This is a genomic window from Bradyrhizobium sp. CCBAU 25360 (genome assembly GCF_028128695.1).
In the GTDB taxonomy this organism is placed as follows: domain Bacteria; phylum Pseudomonadota; class Alphaproteobacteria; order Rhizobiales; family Xanthobacteraceae; genus Bradyrhizobium; species Bradyrhizobium ottawaense.
Genome location: NZ_LBJA01000044.1, coordinates 414,546 through 434,340, shown reverse-complemented (window position 1 = coordinate 434,340; position 19,795 = coordinate 414,546). Strand labels below are relative to the sequence as shown.

17 protein-coding genes are annotated in these 19,795 nt (G+C 65.1%); 14 read left to right on the top strand and 3 right to left on the bottom strand.

The genetic code is table 11. The annotated features are described in order from the left end of the window. Window positions 1-144 precede the first annotated feature (144 nt). Entirely contained in the window at window positions 145-996 is an 852-nt protein-coding gene (locus XH81_RS32300; RefSeq protein ID WP_028145442.1) for an SDR family oxidoreductase, read from the top strand. A gap of 361 nt (window positions 997-1,357) precedes the next feature. After that, on the top strand, window positions 1,358-3,070 hold the full coding sequence (locus tag XH81_RS32295; protein ID WP_028145441.1) for a sulfatase-like hydrolase/transferase: 1,713 nt from the start codon (window positions 1,358-1,360) through the stop codon (window positions 3,068-3,070). Window positions 3,071-3,244: 174 nt separating this feature from the next. On the opposite strand, the gene XH81_RS32290 is transcribed toward XH81_RS32295, so the two are convergent. Both XH81_RS32290 and XH81_RS32285 read right to left on the bottom strand, forming a co-directional pair. Then, window positions 3,245-4,804, bottom strand: coding sequence for an ABC transporter permease/substrate-binding protein (locus XH81_RS32290; protein ID WP_028145440.1), 1,560 nt, complete (start codon window positions 4,802-4,804; stop codon window positions 3,245-3,247). Next, window positions 4,801-5,583 (bottom strand): ATP-binding cassette domain-containing protein, encoded by a 783-nt coding sequence (locus XH81_RS32285; protein ID WP_028145439.1) that lies wholly within the window; start codon window positions 5,581-5,583, stop codon window positions 4,801-4,803. The genes XH81_RS32290 and XH81_RS32285 overlap by 4 nt, the downstream gene beginning before the upstream one ends. Window positions 5,584-5,717: 134 nt before the next feature. Here XH81_RS32285 and XH81_RS32280 point away from each other — a divergent pair, with 134 nt between their 5' ends. Further along, the gene (locus XH81_RS32280) at window positions 5,718-6,536 is read left to right on the top strand and encodes an ABC transporter ATP-binding protein (protein ID WP_028145438.1); all 819 of its coding nucleotides are present in this window, start codon (window positions 5,718-5,720) and stop codon (window positions 6,534-6,536) included. Continuing rightward, a complete protein-coding gene (locus XH81_RS32275) occupies window positions 6,536-7,324 on the top strand; it encodes an ABC transporter permease (protein WP_038947610.1) in 789 nt (262 codons plus the stop codon). Before XH81_RS32280 ends, XH81_RS32275 begins: the two co-directional genes overlap by 1 nt. A gap of 48 nt (window positions 7,325-7,372) precedes the next feature. Here the strand turns inward: XH81_RS32275 and XH81_RS32270 are convergent, their stop codons facing one another. Beyond that, the gene (locus XH81_RS32270) at window positions 7,373-7,822 is read right to left on the bottom strand and encodes a cupin domain-containing protein (protein WP_028145436.1); all 450 of its coding nucleotides are present in this window, start codon (window positions 7,820-7,822) and stop codon (window positions 7,373-7,375) included. Window positions 7,823-7,960: 138 nt separating this feature from the next. On the opposite strand from XH81_RS32270, the gene XH81_RS32265 reads away from it, so the two are divergent. The 10 genes from XH81_RS32265 to XH81_RS32220 all read left to right on the top strand — a co-directional run bounded on the left by XH81_RS32265 (window position 7,961) and on the right by XH81_RS32220 (window position 19,740). Beyond that, window positions 7,961-8,986: an ABC transporter substrate-binding protein gene (locus XH81_RS32265; protein WP_028145435.1), complete on the top strand. Its 1,026-nt coding sequence runs from the start codon at window positions 7,961-7,963 to the stop codon at window positions 8,984-8,986. Between the two features lie 30 nt (window positions 8,987-9,016). Beyond that, window positions 9,017-9,721, top strand: a complete 705-nt coding sequence (locus XH81_RS32260; RefSeq protein ID WP_028145434.1) for an NUDIX hydrolase — start codon at window positions 9,017-9,019, stop codon at window positions 9,719-9,721. Between the two features lie 93 nt (window positions 9,722-9,814). Next, window positions 9,815-11,125: an ABC transporter substrate-binding protein gene (locus XH81_RS32255; RefSeq protein WP_028145433.1), complete on the top strand. Its 1,311-nt coding sequence runs from the start codon at window positions 9,815-9,817 to the stop codon at window positions 11,123-11,125. A 15-nt stretch (window positions 11,126-11,140) separates the two neighbouring features. Continuing rightward, window positions 11,141-11,908 carry an ABC transporter ATP-binding protein gene (locus XH81_RS32250; protein ID WP_028145432.1) on the top strand — a complete coding sequence of 256 codons (768 nt, stop codon included), beginning with the start codon at window positions 11,141-11,143 and terminating at the stop codon, window positions 11,906-11,908. Between the two features lie 2 nt (window positions 11,909-11,910). Then, window positions 11,911-12,615: an ABC transporter ATP-binding protein gene (locus XH81_RS32245; RefSeq protein ID WP_028145431.1), complete on the top strand. Its 705-nt coding sequence runs from the start codon at window positions 11,911-11,913 to the stop codon at window positions 12,613-12,615. Between the two features lie 6 nt (window positions 12,616-12,621). Next, entirely contained in the window at window positions 12,622-13,503 is an 882-nt protein-coding gene (locus XH81_RS32240; protein WP_028145430.1) for a branched-chain amino acid ABC transporter permease, read from the top strand. Between the two features lie 11 nt (window positions 13,504-13,514). Beyond that, the gene (locus tag XH81_RS32235) at window positions 13,515-14,534 is read left to right on the top strand and encodes a branched-chain amino acid ABC transporter permease (protein WP_442868219.1); all 1,020 of its coding nucleotides are present in this window, start codon (window positions 13,515-13,517) and stop codon (window positions 14,532-14,534) included. Then, complete coding sequence (locus XH81_RS32230; protein WP_271596749.1) at window positions 14,494-15,423, top strand: polyphosphate kinase 2 family protein; 930 nt, start codon at window positions 14,494-14,496, stop codon at window positions 15,421-15,423. The genes XH81_RS32235 and XH81_RS32230 overlap by 41 nt, the downstream gene beginning before the upstream one ends. Further along, window positions 15,420-16,457, top strand: a complete 1,038-nt coding sequence (locus XH81_RS32225) for a patatin-like phospholipase family protein (protein ID WP_212428998.1) — start codon at window positions 15,420-15,422, stop codon at window positions 16,455-16,457. Before XH81_RS32230 ends, XH81_RS32225 begins: the two co-directional genes overlap by 4 nt. Before the next feature lie 943 nt (window positions 16,458-17,400). Beyond that, complete coding sequence (locus tag XH81_RS32220) at window positions 17,401-19,740, top strand: mechanosensitive ion channel domain-containing protein (RefSeq protein WP_028145426.1); 2,340 nt, start codon at window positions 17,401-17,403, stop codon at window positions 19,738-19,740. Window positions 19,741-19,795 lie beyond the last annotated feature (55 nt).

Here is a 19,795-nt window from a genome sequence, read left to right as displayed (position 1 = left end):
GTTGTGCCCCGGACGCAGCGCAGCACTGTGGTGTTGCGCTGCTGATCCGGGGCCCAATGCGGCTCCTGGGTCCCGGCTCGGCGCTTGTCCGGGACATGGGTAAGAATCCAAGGCATGATCGCGTGAACTTCAGGGGAGAAGATCATGCGATCTGTCGTCGTCACCGGTGCGTCCACCGGCATCGGCTGGGCCACAGCAAAATTCCTGATTGAGCGCGGCTTTCGCGTGTTCGGCAGCGTCCGCAAGCAGGCCGATGCCGACAGGCTCAAGGCCGAGCTCGGCGCCAATTTCGCGCCGCTGCTGTTCGACGTCACCGATGAGGCTGCGGTCCTTGCTGCCGCGCGAACAGTCCGCGAGGCGCTGGGCGGCGAGACGCTGGCCGGCCTCGTCAACAATGCCGGCATCGCGGTCGCAGGCCCCGTGCTCGAATTGTCGGCCGATGATTTCCGCCGCCAGATGGACATCAACGTCATCGGCCCCGTGATCGCGACGCAGGCGTTCGGGCCGCTGCTCGGGGCGGACCCGTCGCTGAAGGGGCCGAAGGGGCGGATCGTGATGATCAGCTCGGTCGCGGGCAAGAACGGCAATCCGCTCTCGGCGCCCTACTGCACCTCCAAGCACGCCGTCGAGGGACTTTCGGAAAGCCTGCGCCGCGAATTGATGCTGTTCGGCATCGACGTCATCATCGTCGCCCCCGGCGCGGTGAAGACGCCGATCTGGAGCAAGGCCGAACAGACCGATCTGTCCGTTTACCAGAACTCGCCCTATCTGCCGGCGTTGAACAAGGTCATGGCCTTCATGATGGACCTCGGCGCGAAGGGCCTGCCGGCCGAGCGGATCGCCGAGATCGTGTTCGAGGCGCTGACGGCGGTAAGCCCCAAGGTGCGCTACCAGATCACGCCCGACCCGCTGCGCCATCTGATCGGCGCCGTACTGCCGAAACGGACGGTCGATCGCATCATCGCCAAGCGGCTCGGGCTGCTGCCGCAGGGGTGACTGACGCTCAGTTCGCCCCGGCCGCAAGCCGCGCGGCCTCCGGCCCGCGGTCGAAGCCTGACCATGCCCCGGGCGACCTCCGCCGTGTGCTGATGCGCTGCAGCTTGCACCGGAAGAGCAGGTGGCGGCCCAAGACCCGAGCCGTCCAGCCTGTCCGGCCTGCGGCCCATCGCCGCCCGCGAAACATTAAGCGAAGGTCGGATCACGGCGCGCGTTGCCTGTCCTTGACCGTTCAGTTACAGTTTTATGACACGGTGCAGGCTTTCCGGCTGCGCCGGACGCCCTGGCCGCCCTTATTCCCGCCTTGGGCCGGCCAGACGGCTAGGTATCATTGCGCCGGACCAGCTGTTGCGTGTCGTCGATGGCGTCCGCGCCCAATCCAGGTCCTTCTGCCGCCACCGCCGTCCTCGCCAGCGTCGCCGCGCTCGGCATCTGGCGGCTGCTCGCGGTTGCCGCGCCCCATCTGGCCGCGCTCGCGCTGATGTACCAGACCGAGACCGATTTCGGCTCGCGCCTCTCCTTCGCGCTGGCCTGGGGCATCCTCAATTTTTTCTGGATCACGCTGCTGCGCCGGCCGGCGCTCTCCGGCGCGCTGTCGCTGACCATGGTCGTGGTGCTGGTGCTGCTGTCGCGGCTCAAGCACGACGTCGTCCAGATGACGGTCAACTTCATCGACCTGATGATGATCGACCGCGACACCGTCGCGTTCCTGTTCACGATCTTCCCGAATTTGCGCTGGTCGGTGATCCTGGCCGGCTTCGTCACGCTGCCGCTGATGTATGCGCTGTGGTGGCTCGATCCGTTCCGTATCCGCCGTCTGCCGGCGCTCGCCTGCAAGCTGGCCTGCCTTGCCGCGCTGGTCGGCTATTCGCTCTATCATCCGGACGAAGCCTGGCGCGGCTATTACGACGACGGCTATCTGTCGAAATTCTTCCGCTCCGGCGTCAGCTCGGTCTCCGATTTCGTGCAATACGGCTTCATGGAATCGGCCGCCGCGACCAACGAGCGGCTCAACATGCCGCTGGTCGATTCCTGCCATCCGGCCGGCCGCCGGCCGAACATCATCATGATCCATGATGAATCGAGCTTCGACATCCGCGCCGCCCAGGGCATCAAGGTGCCGCAGGGCTATGGCAGCCACTTCAAATCCTGGGACGGCAGGCAGCGCACGTTCCTGGCCGAGAGCAATGGCGGGCCGAGCTGGTTCACCGAATACAACGTGCTCGCAGGCCTCTCCTCGCGCTCGTTCGGCCGCTTCGCCTATTTCGTGACGCGCATCGCCTCGAACCGCGTCGAGCGCGGCCTGCCGCTGGCGCTGCGCCGTTGCGGCTACGACACGATGTCGCTCTATCCCGCCCATGGCGGCTTCATGGCCGCGCGCAGCTTCCAGATAACGACCGGCATCGAACGCTTCCTCGACGCCAAGGACCTCGGTGCCAAGGACGTCGAGCCCGACGGCTTCTTCTACGACAAGGCGCTCCAGCTGATGGGCCAGCAGCCGCCCAACAAGCCGCTGTTCACCTTCATCTATCTCGGTGCCAATCATTTCCCCTGGGAGACGCGCTTCCGTCCCGACCTGCTGCCGAACTGGCGCGCGCCGGGCAATGTGGCTTCCATCGACGAATATCTGCGCCGGCAGGCGATCAGCGCCGAGCAATACAAGGCGTTCGTCGCGGGCCTGAAGAAGACGTTCCCGGGCGAGCCCTTCCTGATCGTGCGCTATGGCGATCATCAGCCTGAGTTTGCACCGGGTATCCTCGAGCCCGGGCTCGACGAGGGCGCTCTCGGCAAGAAGCTGGACGCCTACGATCCGCGTCTCTACGCGACCTATTATGCGATCGATGCCGTCAATTTCGAGCCGGTCAGAAGCGAGGCCGTGATGGACACGATCGACGGTCCTTATCTGCCGCTGGTGATCCAGGAGGCCGCCGGCATCCCGCTCGATCCGTCCTTCGCCGAGCAGAAGGAGATCATGCTCCGCTGCAAGGGCGTTTTCTACAGCTGCAAGGACGGCGCTGAAGCGCGGCGGCTGAACCGCCTGCTGATCAATGCGGGGATGATCAGGGGGCTGTAGCCGGCTTGCTATGGCCGCAAGCGATACTCTTTGACCGTCCACCCTGAGGTGCTCACCAAGCGGCGTCATATCGTAGGGTGGGCAAAGCGAAGCGTGCCCACCATCCCGTCGTGCGTGTTGAGAGACGGTGGGCACGACGCTTTCGCGCCTTTGCCCACCCTACGAAATCCGGGCCTACCGCCCGCCTACCTTCTCCCATAGCCACTTCGCGACCGCATCCGGCGAGGAATTCGCGTCGTTGCCGCTGGCGCGTAGATTCGCCTCGCGCATGGTGGCGATGTCGATCTTGCCGAGCATTGGCTGCAGCGCTGTCTTGAGCCGCTCGTCGCCGGCACGTTTCGGGGCCAGCAGCAGGATGGCGTCGTAGGGCGGGATGGCGTGCCTGGGATCGTCTAGCGCGGCCAGATCGTATTTCGCGATCAACCCGTCGCTGGTGTAGCCGGCGATCACGTCGACCTCGCCGCTTGCAACCGCTGCATACATGAAGTCGGGCTGCATTTGGCGCTGGGCGCGGAATGAAAGGCCATAGGCCTTTTGCAACGCCGCCCATTCCGGCCGCGAAAAGAACTCGTAGTCGCCGGCAATCGACAGCGTCGATGCGTGTGCGGCGAGATCGGCGATGGTGCTGATATGAAGCGCTTCGGCGCGCTTCTTCGGAAGCACCAGCGCATAGGCATTCTCGAAGCCGAGCTCGCCGAGCAGGGTGATGTTGTCCTTTGCCAGGCTTGTCTTCAAATCCGTCAACAGCTCTGCGCGCGGCTTGATGTTGGTGCGATGCAGCTGGTTGGCCCAGAGCGTGCCGGAATAATCGACATAGAGATCGATGTCGCCGGCCTTCAACGCCCCGAAGATCACGCTGGAGCCGAGGCCCGAGCGCGCCGTCGCGGGCAGACCGGCGGCCTGGAGGCGGTCCCTCATCAACGCCGACAGCACATATTGCTCGGCGAAGGTCTTGGCGCCGACGACGTAGCCCTGCGACGAGCGCCCCATCGTCGGCACCAGCGTTGCGGCGACCAGCGCTGCCATTCCGGCCGCGCCGAGCGCGGTTCGGGCGCGGCCGCGGCGGCGCAGGCCGCTCTCGATCAGGCCGAGCAGCTGGTCGACGGCGAGCGCCAGCAGGGCCGAGGCAAAGCAGCCGAACAGCACGAACACCCAGTTCTGGGTTTGAAGCCCGGCGAAGATGTAATTGCCGAGGCTGGTCTGGCCGATCGGCGTCGACAGCGTCGCGGTGCCGATCACCCACACCGCGGCGGTGCGGATGCCCGCCATCATCACCGGCAGCGCCAGCGGCAGCTCGACCATGACCAGCGACTGCCGCGCGGTCATGCCGACGCCCTTGGCGGCCTCGATCAGCGCGGGATCGATACCATTGAGCCCGGTGATGCCGTTGCGCAACACCGGCAGCATCGAATAGAGCGCCAGCGCCAGCATCGCCGGCAGGAAGCCGAACGCCGAGAAGGACACGCCGAACCAGGCCAGCGTCACCGAGGCGGCCAGCAGCAGCAGCGGATAGAACAGCGCGAGCAGCGCCAGGCCCGGCACCGTCTGCACGATGCTGGCGATTGCGAGCAGGATGGCTCGCGGCGCCGGGCGGTTGCGCGTCAGCATCGCCAGCGGCAGGCTGACGGCAAGGCCGAGCGCGAGCGCGGCAAGACTCACCCGCACATGATTGCCGAGATAATCGGGCAGATGCGCCAGCGCCTCGCCCCAGCGTGGATCGGCGAGGAAGCTCATGCCGCACCGCTTTGTGGCAGCAGCGCGTTCAGCCGCTCGACCTGGCGCCGCGGCGTACGCAGCAGCTCCAGCACGTAAGCGTCGCTGCTCTTCGAGAGCGCGGCGGGGGTGCCCTGCGCGAGCAGCTGTCCGCTGTGCATCACCGCGATGCGGTCGGCGAGCAGGATCGCCTCCGTCATGTCATGGGTGATCATCACGGTGGTCAGGCCGAGCTTGCGATGCAGCGAACGATAATCCTCGCCGAGGGCATCGCGGGTCAGGGGATCGAGCGCGCCAAACGGCTCGTCCATCAGCACGATGCGGGGCCTCGCCGCCAGTGCCCGCGCCACGCCGACGCGCTGGCGCTGGCCGCCGGAGAGCGCCTCCGGCAGACGGCTGCGATGCGCGTTGCGGTCGAGCTGCACGAGACCCAGCAGCTCGTCGACACGTGCTGCGATATCGGCCGCCGGCTCGCCCAGCAGTTTCGGCGTGATCCCGATATTGTCGGCGACGCTCAAATGCGGAAACAGCCCGCCGCTCTGGAACACGTAGCCGATCCGCCGCCGCAGCGCGACCGGATCGACGCTTTGCGCGTCCTCGCCTTCGATCGTGATGGTGCCGCCATCGGCCTCGATCAGCCGGTTGGCGAGCCGCAGCAGCGTGGTCTTGCCGGAGCCCGAGCCGCCGACGATCGCCACAAACTCGCCCTCGGCGATGTCGAGCGACAGATCGTCCACGGCCTTGAGCGAGCCGAAGCTCTTGGTGACGTGGGCATAGCCAATCATCGGCCTGGACAGCATCGGGCAGGGGCTCACCTTGCTGACCCGCCCACGGAGGGAGGGAATGAGAAGACCCATGCGTAGCACGCTTGGCGCCTTGATTGAACTTGGCCGCGCGAGCGGCTAAGGCATCGGGCCAAGTTCGGAGGGAACATATGTCAACGCCAACGGCAGTGGCGCTGGAAGATGCCAAGGTTGCGTTCCGGCTCGGGGACGGGCGGGTCTATACGGCGGTGGAGAAGGCGCATCTTGCGGTCGCGCAAGGCGAGTTCGTCGCCATTGTCGGGCCCACGGGCTGTGGGAAGTCCACGCTGCTCAACGTCGCGGCCGGGCTGCTGAAGCCGGCCGCGGGCAGCGTCAGGATATTCGACCGGCCACTCGCCGGGCTGAACCGGGATGCCGGCTACCTGTTCCAGGCCGACGCGCTGTTCCCGTGGAAGACCGCGCTCGACAATGTCGCGATCGGGCTGGAGATCAAGGGCACGCCGCGCGCCGAGGCACTGCCGCGCGCGCAGAAATGGCTGACCTCCGTCGGCCTTGGCGCGTTCGCGGGTCGCTATCCGCACATGCTCTCGGGCGGCCAGCGCAAGCGCGTGGCGCTGGCGCAGGTGCTGATCGGCGATCCAAAAATCCTCTTGATGGACGAGCCGTTCGGGCCGCTGGATGCACAGACCCGCCAGGTGATGGGCAATCTGCTGCTCGATCTCTGGAATGCCGACCGCAAGGCCGTGCTGTTCGTCACCCATGATCTCGAAGAGGCGATCGCGCTCGCCGACCGCGTCGTGATCATGTCGGCGGGGCCATCCTCGCGCATCATCGGCGACTGGCGCGTGAGCCTGCCGCGCCCGCGCGACATCTTCGAGGTGCGGCTGGACAAGGAGTTCCACGCGCTCCACCGCGAAATCTGGAGCGTGCTCAAGGACGAGGTGATGAAGGGCTACGCGCAATCCACCCAAGCGGCGGAGGCGGTCTGATGTCGCGTCCGACGCTGTTCGCGCTCCAAGTCCTGGTCGCGGTCGTCTGCATCGTGCTGTGGCAGGTGCTGTCGACCGTCCCCGTGTTCGGCAAGATCCTGCTGCCGCCGTTCTTCTTCTCCAACCCGCTCGACGTGTTCAGCCAGATCGTGAAATGGTTCGCCTCCGGCGTGATCTGGAAGCATCTCGGCATCACGCTGGCGGAATCGATCCTGGCCTTCGTGATCGGATCGGCCGGTGGTGTGCTGGTCGGCTTCTGGTTCGCGCGCCAGCCGCTGGTCGCAGCTGTATTCGACCCCTATGTCAAGATGGTCAACGCGCTGCCCCGCGTGGTGCTGGCGCCGATCTTCGCGCTGTGGCTGGGGCTCGGCATCTGGTCCAAGGTCGCGCTCGGCGTGACCCTGGTGTTCTTCATCGTGTTCTTCAACGTCTATCAGGGCGTCAAGGAGGTCAGCCGCACCGTGCTCGACAATGGCCGCATGCTCGGCATGAGCGAGCGGCAGCTGATGCGGCACGTCTATTGGCCGTCGGCGCTGTCCTGGATGTTCTCCTCGCTGCACACCTCGGTCGGCTTTGCCGTGGTCGGCGCGGTCGTCGGCGAATATCTGGGTTCGGCGGCGGGCCTTGGCTATCTCATTCAGCAGGCCGAGGGCGTGTTCGACGTCGCCGGCGTATTCGCCGGCATGTTCGTGCTGTCGGCCTTCGTCATCCTGATCGACTATGGGGTCACGCTGGTGGAGCGGCGCCTGTTGGTGTGGCGGCCGACCGCATCGGATGGGCGAGGCTAGGCGCGAGGCGGGACCCGCGTATCGGCGCGGGCCCCCGGTCGCGAAGCCTCAATCCAGCAGCTTGGTGTCGTCGGGCGCCTGGGGCGGCGTCTTGATTGCGATCGCCTTGACCTGTCCGCTGATCGGCTTGGTGCCGCCATGCGGCGTGCCCTTCGGAATGATGACGAGGTCGCCCGGCTTCACCGTGACCTCCTTGTCGCCGAGCCAGATCGTGCCGGTGCCATCGAGAATGTACTGGATCTCGTTGGTGTTGGGATGCATGTGCTTGGGCACATTGCCGACCTGGATCGAGATCGTGGCGCCGTCGGCACTCGCGAACATTTTTGAGCGGTAGCCGACATTGTTGGCGGCCCCGAGCGCATCGCCTTCCATCTCTCCGGTGTGGATGATCTGCGCGGTGATGTTCTCGGCGGCGAGCGCCGGCCGGAGCAGCTGGTTCGCGCCGCATCCGGCGGCAAAGGCGGCGGCGATCGACAGCCCGATTGCAAGGCGATTCATGGATGATCCTCCCCATCACGAGTTTGTTGTTGTACCCGCATGCTATTGCGCCAAAAGGCCGATGGCCAGTGCCTTAGGCCACGCTTCTCAAGCCCGTCGCGCTGCTCTATGGTGCCGCCGGCCGAACGGAGGAAACCAATGAAGAACACGATTGCCAGGCTCGCCGCGGCACTGCTCGCACTGACGCTCACCACCGGATTTGCCGCGGCGCAAAGCAAGGTCACCATCGCGGTCGGCGGCGGCTCCTGCCTGTGCTATTTGCCGACGGTGCTGGCCAAGCAGCTCGGCGAATACGACAAGGCCGGCCTCGATGTCGAGCTGGTCGACCTCAAGGGCGGCTCGGACGCGCTCAAGGCCGTGCTCGGCGGCAGCGCCGACGTCGTGTCCGGTTATTTCGACCATTGCGTCAATCTGGCTGCCAAGAAGCAGGAGCTCCAGGCTTTCGTGGTCTATGACCGCTATCCCGGCCTCGTGCTCGTGGTGGCGCCCTCGCGCACCAACGATATCAAGTCGGTCAAGGATCTCGCCGGCAAGAAGGTCGGGGTCAGCGCGCCCGGCTCCTCCACCGACTTCTTTCTGAAGTACATGCTCAAGAAGAACGGCATCGATCCGACCAGCGCCGCCGTGATCGGCGTCGGCCTCGGCGCCACCGCGGTCGCCGCGATGGAGCAGGGCCAGATCGACGCGGCCGTGATGCTCGACCCCTCCGTCACCGTGCTCCAGGGCAGCCACAAGGATCTGCGCATCCTGTCCGACACCCGCACGCAGAAGGACACGCTCGAGACCTTCGGTGGCGAATATCCCGGCGGCGCGCTGTACTCGACCGCGGCCTGGGTTGCCAAGCACGAGAAGGAGACCCAGGCGCTCACCAACGCGATCCTCGCCACGCTCGCCTGGATCCATTCGCATTCGCCTGAGGAGATCATGGCGAAGATGCCGGAGGAGACGGTCGGCAAGAACAAGGATCTCTATCTCGCCGCACTGAAGAACACGATCCCGATGTTCTCTGAAACCGGCAAGATGGACCCGAAGGGCGCGGACGCCGTGCTCGCGGTGTTCAGCGTCGGCTCGCCCGAGGTGGCCAACGCCAAGATCGACGTCAGCAAGACCTTCACCAACAGGTACGTCGAGCAGGCCAGGAAGACCACGGGGAACGCCAAATAGCTGACGCGAAGGCGTGATAGTCGCCCCCTCATGACGTCACCGATCATTCATCGCGTCACGACGCTTGCTCTTGCCGTGCGGCCGATCGTCTGGCCGTTCGCCGAAGAGCGTCGCGACGAGATCGCAGCGCATTTCGCCGAGAAGCAGCGCGAACGGCCGAAGATCTGGAACGGCCGCGTCCTGCTCGGGTGCGATCCCGTGTTCACGGACGGCCATTTCGCCTCGACCTATTTCGAGACCGATTTCGCAAGCTTCCTTGCCTGGCGCGACTGGGGCTTTCCCGGCGCGCCCGTGTTCAACGGGTTTGGCATGGGCGCGCTGCGCACGTCCGACGGCGCCTTCCTGATGGGCGAGATGGCGCAGCACACCGCGAACGCGGGGCGCATCTATTTCCCGTCGGGGACGCCCGATCTCGACGATGTCAGGGATGGGACGCTGGACATTCCCGGCAGCGTCGTGCGCGAAATTCAGGAAGAGACCGGCTTGACGGCGGCGGACTATGAGGCCGAGCCGGACTGGTATTGCGTCGTCAGCGGCCCCGCGATTGCGATGATGCAGGTGCTCAACCTCGATATGCCCGGCGACGAGGCTCGCGCCCGGATCGAAGCCAATCTCGCCCGCGAGGACGAGCCTGAATTGTCGGCCATTCATCTCGTGCGCGGGATGGGTGATCTCACGCCGACCATGCCGCGATTTGTCACGGCCTTTATCGAGCAGCAGTTCGCCTCGCGCTGATGCGCGAGGCTTGACATCCCTGCGCTCTGCCCATGTGATGGGGGCAACCAAAAGCAAGACGAATGCAATGCACAATCGTCCAGGGAGGTTTTGATGCGCCTGCGCATGGCTGCCCGATTGGTACGTGGGCTGGTGATCGCGATATCCGCGACGAGCCTGGCGGTGGCCGCCCAGGCTCAGGACAAGAAGATCAAGATCGGCGTCGTTTTTGATTTGACCGGACCTCTGGCCGGCGGCGGTTCCGAACTCGGCTATATCGGCGCAAAGATCATCCTCGACCATTTCGCCAGGACGGGCGTCGAAGGCTACAAGATCGAGGCGGTCTATGCCGATGCGCAGAGCAAGCCCGACATCGCCATCAACGAATCCGTCCGCCTGCTCGAGCAGGAGAAGGTCGACATGGTGCTCGGCTTCTTCTCCTCGGCGCAGTGCGTGCCGGTGGCCGCTCGCGTCGAGCAGCTCAAGAAGTTCATGTGGATGACGACCTGCATCTCGTCCGCCGTGTTCAACGAGAAGGGCTACAAATACGTTTTCCGCCCACAGGCCAGCGGCGACCAGTTCGGCATGATGACGATGGACTTCATCGCGCAGAACGCCAAGGCGAAGTTCGACAAGGAGCCAAAGGACCTGCGCGTCGCCATCATCCACGAGGACGGCGCCTATGGCGTCGACGTCTCGAAGGGCAACGAAGCAGGCGCGAAGAAAGCCGGCTTCAACGTCGTGATGAAGGAGGGCTATTCGGCGACCGCGCCCGATCTCTCCGCGCTGGTGACCAAGCTGAAGCGCGCCAAGCCCGACGTGATCTTCCACACCGGCTACAACCCTGACATCACGCTGCTGCTCCGCCAGGCCCGCGAGCAGGGCCTGAAGTTCGGCGCGCTGATGGGGCATGGCGCGGGTTACGGCGTCTATGAGAAGTTGAAGGAAGGCATGGGGGCGGATGCCACCTACATCTTCAACACCGACCCGATCTCGATCTGGCTCGCCAACCAGAAGACCATGGATCCGAAGCTTCCGCCCGTGATCAAGATGGTCGGCGAGGAGTTCGACAAGATCAGGCCCGGGGTTGCCATCCGCTCCGCCCATGTCGGCATCGGCGCGTCCAATACTTACGTGTTCATGGCCGACGTGCTGCCGCGCGCGATCAAGAGGTACGGCGGCGTCGATCCCGAGGCGCTGCGCAAGGCGGCGCTCGACACCGACATCCCCGAAGGCGGCACCATGCTCGGCTTCGGCGTGAAGTTCTACGGCGAGGGCAGCCCCATGGCCGGGCAGAACGAGCGCTCGTTCCCCGTCGTGATCCAGTACATCGACGACAAATCCTCCGTGGTGTGGCCGAAGAGCCAGGCGCAGCGCGAAGCCGTGCTGCCGCTGCCGAAAGGCACCACCTACAGCAACCAATAGCGGCGGAGTGCTCTGGTGCTGGAGGTCAGTGGGCTGGTGAAGCGGTTCGGCGGCTTCACCGCCGTCAACAACGTGTCGTTTCGGGTTGATCAGGGCGAGATCCTCGGCCTGATCGGCCCCAACGGTTCGGGCAAGAGCACGATCTTCAACATGCTCTCCGGCACGCTGGCGCCGACATCGGGCTCGATCGTGTTCGGCGGCTCCGAGATCGCGGGCCTCGCCCCGCACCGGATCATCAACAGCGGCGTCGGCCGCACCTTCCAGATTCCGCGGCCGTTCCGCCGCCTGACCATCTTCGAGAACGTCGCGCTCGCCGGCTTTTACGGCCAGGGCCGCCACAGCCGCGTCAAGGCCGAGGAAGCGGCCGAACGGTCACTCGCGATGGTCGGCCTGCCGACCGATCGCCATGCCAGCGTCGACGGTCTCGGCGCAGCGGGGTTGAAGAAGCTCGAGCTTGCGAAAGCGCTCGCCACGGCGCCGAAGCTGCTGCTGGCCGACGAGAGCCTCGGCGGTCTCGACGAAACCGAGATGGATCAGGCCGCCGACATGTTGCGCAACATCCGCGACGAGCTCGGCATCACCATCATCTGGGTCGAGCACATCATGGGCGTGCTGATGCGCGTCGTCGATCGCGTCATGGTGCTCGATCACGGCGAGAAGATCTCGGAAGGCTTGCCGAGCGCGGTCGCGGGCGATCCGCGCGTGATCGAGGTCTATCTCGGCACCGATGCCGAGACCACGCAGGCCGCGGCCGCCGAAGCGCGCCGCCGCGCGGGAGGCTAGGCATGCTGGAGCTCCGCGCCGTCAATGCCGGCTATGGCACGTTCCAGGCGCTGTTCGATGTCAATCTCGACGTGAAGGCCGGCGAAGCCGTCGGCGTCATCGGCCCCAATGGCGCCGGCAAGACCACCCTGATGCGTGTCATCTCCGGCCTGATCCGGCCCTCGCGCGGGTCGATCCGGATGGAGGGGACCGACGTCGTGGCAACGCCGCCGCACAAGATCGTCAGCCTCGGCATTGCGCATGTGCCGGAGAACCGGCGACTGTTTCCGCAGCTCTCGGTCGACGACAATCTCAAGATGGGGGCCTTCATGAAGGAGGCGCGCAGCCACTATGCCGATCGGCTCGAAGTGGTGTTCGGCCTGTTTCCGCGCCTGAAGGAACGGCGCCACCAGATGGCGGGCACCATGTCCGGCGGCGAGCAGCAGATGTGCGCGATCGGCCGCGCGCTGATGTCCAATCCAAAGATGCTGCTGCTCGACGAGCCCTCGGCGGGGTTGGCGCCGGTCGTGGTGCAGCAGGTGTTCGAGCTGGTGAAGCGGATCCGCGCCAGCGGGCTGACCGTGCTGATCGTGGAGCAGAACGTGCAGCAGGTGCTGAAAGTGGTCGATCGCGCCTATCTGATCGAGGCGGGCACCATCCGGGCATCCGGCACGTCCGCCGAGATGCTGGCGAGCGACACGGTCAAGGAAGCGTATCTCGGGGTGTGAGGGGGCATGCAGGCATTCTTGGACATCTTCGACATCTACCTGCTGGAGGCCGTGATCAACGGCATCCTGCTCGGCGGCGTGCTGGCGCTGCTCGCGCTCGGGCTGAACCTGATCTTCGGCGTCATCGACGTGACCTGGATCTGCTATGCCGAGCTGGTGATGATCGGCATGTACGCCATGTATTTCATGGTGCAGTATTACGGCGTCAGCTATTTCGTCGCCGCCCCCTTCACCATCCTGCTGGTCGCGATCCTCGGCGCGGCCCTGCATTACCTCGTGATCGCGCCGCTGCTGACCGCGCCGCCGATCAACCAGCTGCTTGCCACCGGCGGCGTGCTGTTCGTGCTGCAGAGCTTTGCCACGGTCGCCTTCGGCATCGACTTCCGCAATCTCGGCATCCGCCTGCCGGTGCTCGCCCTCGGCGACATGAACTTTAGTTACGCGCGACTCCTGTCATTTTTGGCGGCGCTGGTCGGCATGGTCGCGGTCTATCTGTTCATGACCCGCACCTTCACCGGCACCGCGATCCGCGCCATCTCCCAGGACCGGCAGATCATGGCGCTGATGGGCGTCGACACCAAGCGGATCTATCTCATCACCTCTGCAATCGGCGGCGGGTTGGCCGGGCTCGCCGCCTGCCTCCTGGTGCTGCAATATGACGTGCATCCCTTCGTCGGCCTCTCCTTCGGGCCGATCACCTTTCTGATCTGCGTGCTCGGTGGACTCGGCAATTTCATCGGCGGCTTCATCGCAGCCTTCGTGTTCGCCGAGATCATCTCGCTCGGCGGCCTGTTCTCCGATCTGGAATGGGGCTATGTGCTCGCCTTCGCCTTCTTCATCGTCATGATGTTCATCCGGCCCGCGGGCCTGCTCGCGAGGCGCCGATGATGGGGCAAGGGATGATCGAGCAACGGCGGCTTGCAGCATGGGGGATTGGGCTGGCGGCGCTGGTCGCGCTGCCCTTCGTCTATCGCGATCCCTATCATCTGCACATCCTGGTGCTGATCCTGATCTGGTCGTTCGCCTATACGTCGTGGTCGATGATGGGGCGGTTCGGCCTCGTCTCGCTCGGCCATGGCGGCTTCATGGGGATCGGCGCCTATGTCACCGCGCTGCTCTGGAACCACCTCGGCGTGTCGCCCTGGATCGGCATTCCCGTCAGCATGGTCGCGGCCGGCGCACTGGCGCTGATCGTCGGCTACCCCTGCTTCCGCTTCCGCATCACCGGACACTATTTCGTTCTGGTGACGCTGGCGCTGTCAGGCATCGTGCTCCAGGTCATCACGGCGACGCGCGACTACACCGGCGGCTCGCTCGGATACACGCCGAATCGAACCTCGGGCAACAAGCTGCTGGCACTGCAGTTCGACGACAAGATCACCTGGTATCTGATTGCGCTCGGGGTCTGGCTGTTCGGCATCGTGGTCTGGCACTGGGTCGACCGCAGCATGAGCCGCTACGCGCTGGAGGCGATCTCGGAGGACGAGGACGCAGCGGCCGCCGCCGGCGTCGACGTCACCGCGGAGAAGCTGAAGATCACGCTGCTCAGTGCCCTGATGACGGCGCTTGCGGGCGCGATCTACTGCCAGTACCAGCTGTTCATCACGCCCGACACCGTCAGCGGCATCGCGGTATCGCTCCAGATGGTGTTCGCAGCCATCGTCGGCGGCCTGTTCGTCTCGCTCGGCCCGACCTTCGGCGCCGTGATCACCATCCTGCTGGCGGAAACCCTTCGCATCGGCTTCGGCACCAAGGCGGTCGGCTGGGACAACCTCGTCTATGGCGTGCTGCTGGTCCTTTTCATCATATTCCTTCCCAAGGGCATCCTTGGTAGCGTGCTCGACCGATTGAAGCCGCAACGCAAGGTGCCCCGCGCTCATGAGCAAGAAGCCGTCCAAATCGCTCGCCCAGGAACTTGACCGCTACATCACGCCGTTCCGCTACGACGGCTCGGGCAAGTTTCATCTCAAGGCGCACAAGACCGACGAGAAAGGCGATCTCGACAAGGAGAAGGCGCTGGCGATTCTCGACACCAACAAGAAGCGGCTGATCGGGTTTCAGGAGAAGCTCTATGCCCAGGACCGCTGGTCGCTGCTGATCGTGTTCCAGGCCATGGATGCCGGCGGCAAGGACAGCGCCATCAAGGCGATCTTCGAGGGCATCAATCCGCAGGGATGCGAGGTCCATGCCTTCAAGGCGCCGAGCAGCAAGGAGCTCGACCACGATTTCCTCTGGCGCCACGCGATCGCGCTGCCCGAGCGTGGCCATATCGGCATCTTCAACCGCTCCCATTACGAGGAATGCCTGGTGACGCGCGTGCACCCGGAGATCCTCGCCAAGGAGAAGCTGCCGCAAAAGCTCGTCACCAAGAACATCTGGAAGGAGCGGTTCGAGGACATCTCGGCGTTCGAGCGCTACCTCTGCCGTAACGGCACCGTGGTGCTGAAGTTCTTCCTCAACGTGTCCAAGGACGAGCAGCGCGAGCGCTTCCTCGATCGGCTGGAGGATCCGGCCAAGCAGTGGAAGTTCTCCATGGACGACATCAAGGAGCGCGCGCTGTGGCCGCGCTACCAGGCGGTCTATCAGGACATCGTCCGGCACACCTCGACGCCTCATGCGCCGTGGTACGTCGTGCCCGCGGACCACAAATGGTTCGCGCGCGTCGTGATCGGCTCGGTGATCAATGCCGCGCTCGAAAAGCTCGACCTGCGTTTCCCCCGCGCCGACAAGGCCTCGGTGACCGAGTTCGAGCAAGTGCGCAAGGCCTTGGAGAAAGAGGGGACGGGAGGCAAGAAGAAAGCAAAGTGACAGCCAATCGGACCGCCGACCGCAAGACCGTCAATTTCGCGCTCCAGGGCGGCGGCGCGCACGGCGCCTTCGTCTGGGGCGTGCTCGACCAGGTGCTCGAAGACGGCAGGCTCGCGATCGAGGCGGTCAGCGCGACCAGTGCCGGTGCCATGAATGCGGTGGCGATGGCTTCCGGCATGGCGCACGGGGGTGCGGAGGCCGCGCGGGAGAGCCTGCACGCATTCTGGTACGAAGTGTCTCGCATGGACATGGCGTACGATTTGATGTCGCCGCTGAACCAGTGGATCCAGGCCCTGAAGCTGCCGCCGGAATATCATCCGGTTCACGCCGTCATCCACACGTTGACGCACACGCTGCCGCCGGGTCTGCTCAATCCCTTTCATTTCAATCCGCTCCGGTCGCTCTTGCAGCGCGTCGTCGATTTCGACCGGCTCAATTCCTCGCCCGAGGCGCCGCAACTGTTCCTCAACGCGACCAACGTCCGCACCGGCAAGATCAAGGTATTTCAGAGCCCGCATCTCACCGCGGAGACCGTACTGGCCTCGGCCTGCCTGCCGCCCTATTTCCAGGCCGTCGAGATCGACGGCGAGCATTATTGGGACGGCGGCTATCTCGGCAATCCCGCGATCTATCCGCTGATCTACCGCAAGGGCAGCCACGACGTCGTCATCGTGCAGGTCACGGCGATCCGGCGCGACGAGCTGCCGACGAGCGCGGCCGACGTCCTCCATCGCATCAACGAGATCAGCTTCAATTCGTCCCTGATGCGCGAGATGCGCGCGATCGCCTTCGCCACACGGCTGATCGATGATGGCGAGCTCGACAGCGGCAAGCACAGCCGCATGTACATGCACTGGATCGGCAACGACCAGCTGATGTCGCAGCTCGGCACGGCCACGCAATTCCATCCCGAATGGGGCCTGTTGTGCCGCCTGCGCGACGAGGGCCGCTCGTCGGCGCGAAGCTGGCTGGCGCGCAACTTCGACCGGGTCGGGATGGCCTCGACGGTGGATCTGGCCGACATGTTTCTCTAGGCCGCAGACAAAAACTACGAAAACGACCCCATGCACAGTAGCCGGGCGCAGCGGAATCAATGGCTTGCCGGCGGGTGTCATATGAATGCTGATTTTGCGAAATCGAGTTGACGCGGCGGGGCAAAACAGGGACTTGATGTCACCATGCCTATCCAGGGAACCGGCACATTCAAATGTGATCCCTCACATCATTGATCCCGCTTGACAGTGTTGTGGCACAGGAGGAGCATGCCGATGGTCGCAACAAGCGACGCGCAACGTCCACCTCATGAGCAAGGGGAGGTCTATGACTCCACCTCCGCAAATCCAGCCGCGTTAAGTGCGATGGAGCTCGTTCGGACTATCGCATAGCGGCGGAAAACCGCGAACGGCACGCCGGGTCAAGGTTTAGCGGGCTGCATCAGTGAGGCATAGCCCCTACCTTCCCGGCGCTGTATTTTGCATCACATCGATCGTGTCCGGATGGCCGTGACGAGGCTGACCGCGACAGGTGGTTTTGACATCCTGCCTTTCTCCTCCACCTTCCTCCTTGCCGTCATTCCGGGCCGCCTCCCGGAATGACGGAGGGTGTTGCTTGGCAGGTCGGCCGGCCCGAGCGCGCGCCTCGTCCTTCGAGACGACCGCTTTGCGGTCTCCTCAGGATGAGGCTAAGCAGCATTGCAGCTCGTTGAAACGGCTGCCGCGCACTCGGTCCTCATCCTGAGGAGCCCGCATAAGGCGGGCGTCTCGAAGGATGGCCGCAGCGCAATTGCCAGGCAACTGACCTGCGCCGATGTTGCGGTTCCCGATCTTCGCATTGCGGCAAATGCCAAGAGAATGTCGCCTCAAAGGCCTACTTCCGACACAGGCCCCGGGCGAATAGCTGCGATCCGACATGACGCATGTGCTTCGGCGGTGACGGTCCCGACGCCGCCGGCTCATTCATTTTTTCCAGGGAATCCTCGTGTCGCATAAGCTTGCCCCGGCGGTCCTCGCCGCTCTCTTCCTCGCGATCTTCTCTGTCTCCGGTGTCCGCGCCGACACGCCTCGGCCGGCGACGAATAACGCTGCCGCACTGTCGCCCGACGAAGCCAGGCGCGCGCTGGAGACGCTCCAGGACGACAAGAAGCGCGCGCAGATGATCGATACGCTGCGCGCGATCGCGAGTGCGTCCGGTCAGCAGCAGCCTGCGCCGCCCGCGCCCGAGCAGAAGTCGCCGATCCCGCTCTCGGCCGACGGCCTCGGGGCGCAGCTGCTGCTCTCGGTGTCGGAGGAGATCGGCGAAATTTCGAGCGAGATCGCCAGCGTGGCGCGGACGCTCACGCATTTCCCGGCCTTCTACTACTGGATCGTGCGGACCGCGAACGATCCGGCGGCCTATAATCTCCTGATCGAGATCGCCTGGAAGCTCGCGCTGGTGCTCGGTTGCGCGCTCGCGGCCGAATGGGTGATCTTCCGCCTGATCCGCCGTCCGGTTGCGTTCCTGGAGGGACGCGTGCCCCAGACCGCGCGCCTGCCGGCGCAAGCGCTGCCCATCGCCGATCCGCCGTCATCGGTGACGGATGTCATCGCCGAACCGGAGCTGCACAAGCGCCGCCACAGCCTGGCGCGGGTCTGGCAGGTCATGCTGCGACTGCCTTTCGTGCTGGGGCGCTTCGTCCTTGAACTGCTTCCCGTGGTCCTCTTTGTGGGCGTTGCCACGGCGCTGCTCGGCACCGAGATCGGCGAGCCCACGACGGTTCGCCTCGTGATCCTCGCCGTCGTCAACGCCTACGCATTCTCGCGCGGGCTCATCTGCCTGGTTCGGGCGCTGGCGGGGCCGTTCGGCCTGTTTCCGGTGCGCGCCGAGACCGCGGCCTATATCGAGATCTGGGCGCGCCGCATCGTCGGCGTCGGCGTCTCCGGCATCGCCTTTGCCAATGTGGCGCTGCTGCTCGGTCTGCATCGTGCCGGTTATGCCGCGCTGCTCCGCATGGTGATGCTGGTCGTTCACCTCTTCATCGTCGTCATCATCCTGCAATGTCGCCGGCAGGTCGCCGAGGCCATCCGTGCGCCGGCCGAGCGGCAGGGCATCGCGGCCCGCCTGCGCGACCGCATCGCCGGCGGCTGGCATTATCTCGCCATCGCACTGGATCTTGCGCTGTGGGCGGTGTGGGCGCTCAACATCCGCAACGGCTATTCGCTGCTGCTGCAATATTTCGTCGGCACCATCGTGGTCGCGGTGATCACGCGCGTCGCCATCATGCTGACGCTGAGCCTGATCGACCGCGGCTTCCGCATCAGGCCAGAGATCCTGCAGCGCTTTCCGGGCCTCGAGATCCGCGCCAACCGCTATCTGCCGCTGCTGCGCCGGATCGTCTCCAGCGTGATCGTCTTCATCGGCTTCGTGGCCGTGCTCGAGGTCTGGGGTGTGGACGCCATCGTCTGGTTCTATGGCGGCCAGATCGGCAGCCGGCTGATCTCGGCCGTGGTGACGATCGGCGTCGCCGTCCTGATCGCGGCGGCGACCTGGGAAGCCAGCAACGCACTCTTAGACCGCCAGATCAACACGCTGTCGCGGGACGGGCACTACGCCCGTGCCGCGCGGTTGCGCACCTTCCAGCCGATGCTGCGCACCGCGCTGCTGTGCCTGATCGCCACCGTCGTCGGACTCACCGCGCTGAGCGAGATCGGCGTCAACGTCGCGCCGCTTTTGGCGGGCGCCGGCATCGTCGGCATCGCCATCGGCTTCGGCTCGCAGAAGCTGGTGCAGGACCTCATCACCGGGCTGTTCCTGCTGCTGGAGAACACGGTCCAGGTCGGCGACAATGTCAGCGTGTCGGGGCTGTCTGGCGTGGTCGAGAACGTCTCGATCCGCACCATCCGTCTGCGCGCCGGCGACGGCGCCGTGCACATCGTGCCGTTCAGCGCGGTTACGACCATCACCAATGCCAGCCGCGGCGCCGGCAACGCCTCGGTCAGCGTCAACGTCGCCTACAAGGAAGACACCGACCGCGCCGGCCAGATCCTCAAGGACATCGTCGACGAGATGCGCCGCGAACCGGAATTCCGCCCGCTGATCCGCGGCGACCTCGATCTGTGGGGCATCGACAAGGTCGACGGCGCGATGGTGTCGATCGTCGGCCAGATCCGCTGCACCGAGGCCGGGCGCTGGCCGGTCCAGCGCGAATTCAACCGCCGCATGAAGCTGCGCTTCCAGCAGAACGGCATCGACGTCGCATCCGCCACCCAGACCATCTTGATGCACGTCGTGCCGCCGCTAGATGGCGCGGCCAATCTGACGCCGCGGCGGGCGGCCGGATAGTCGCTCGGTCGAAATTTCCGGCTTGCCTCCGCGCACCCGGCAGCGTTCACTCGGC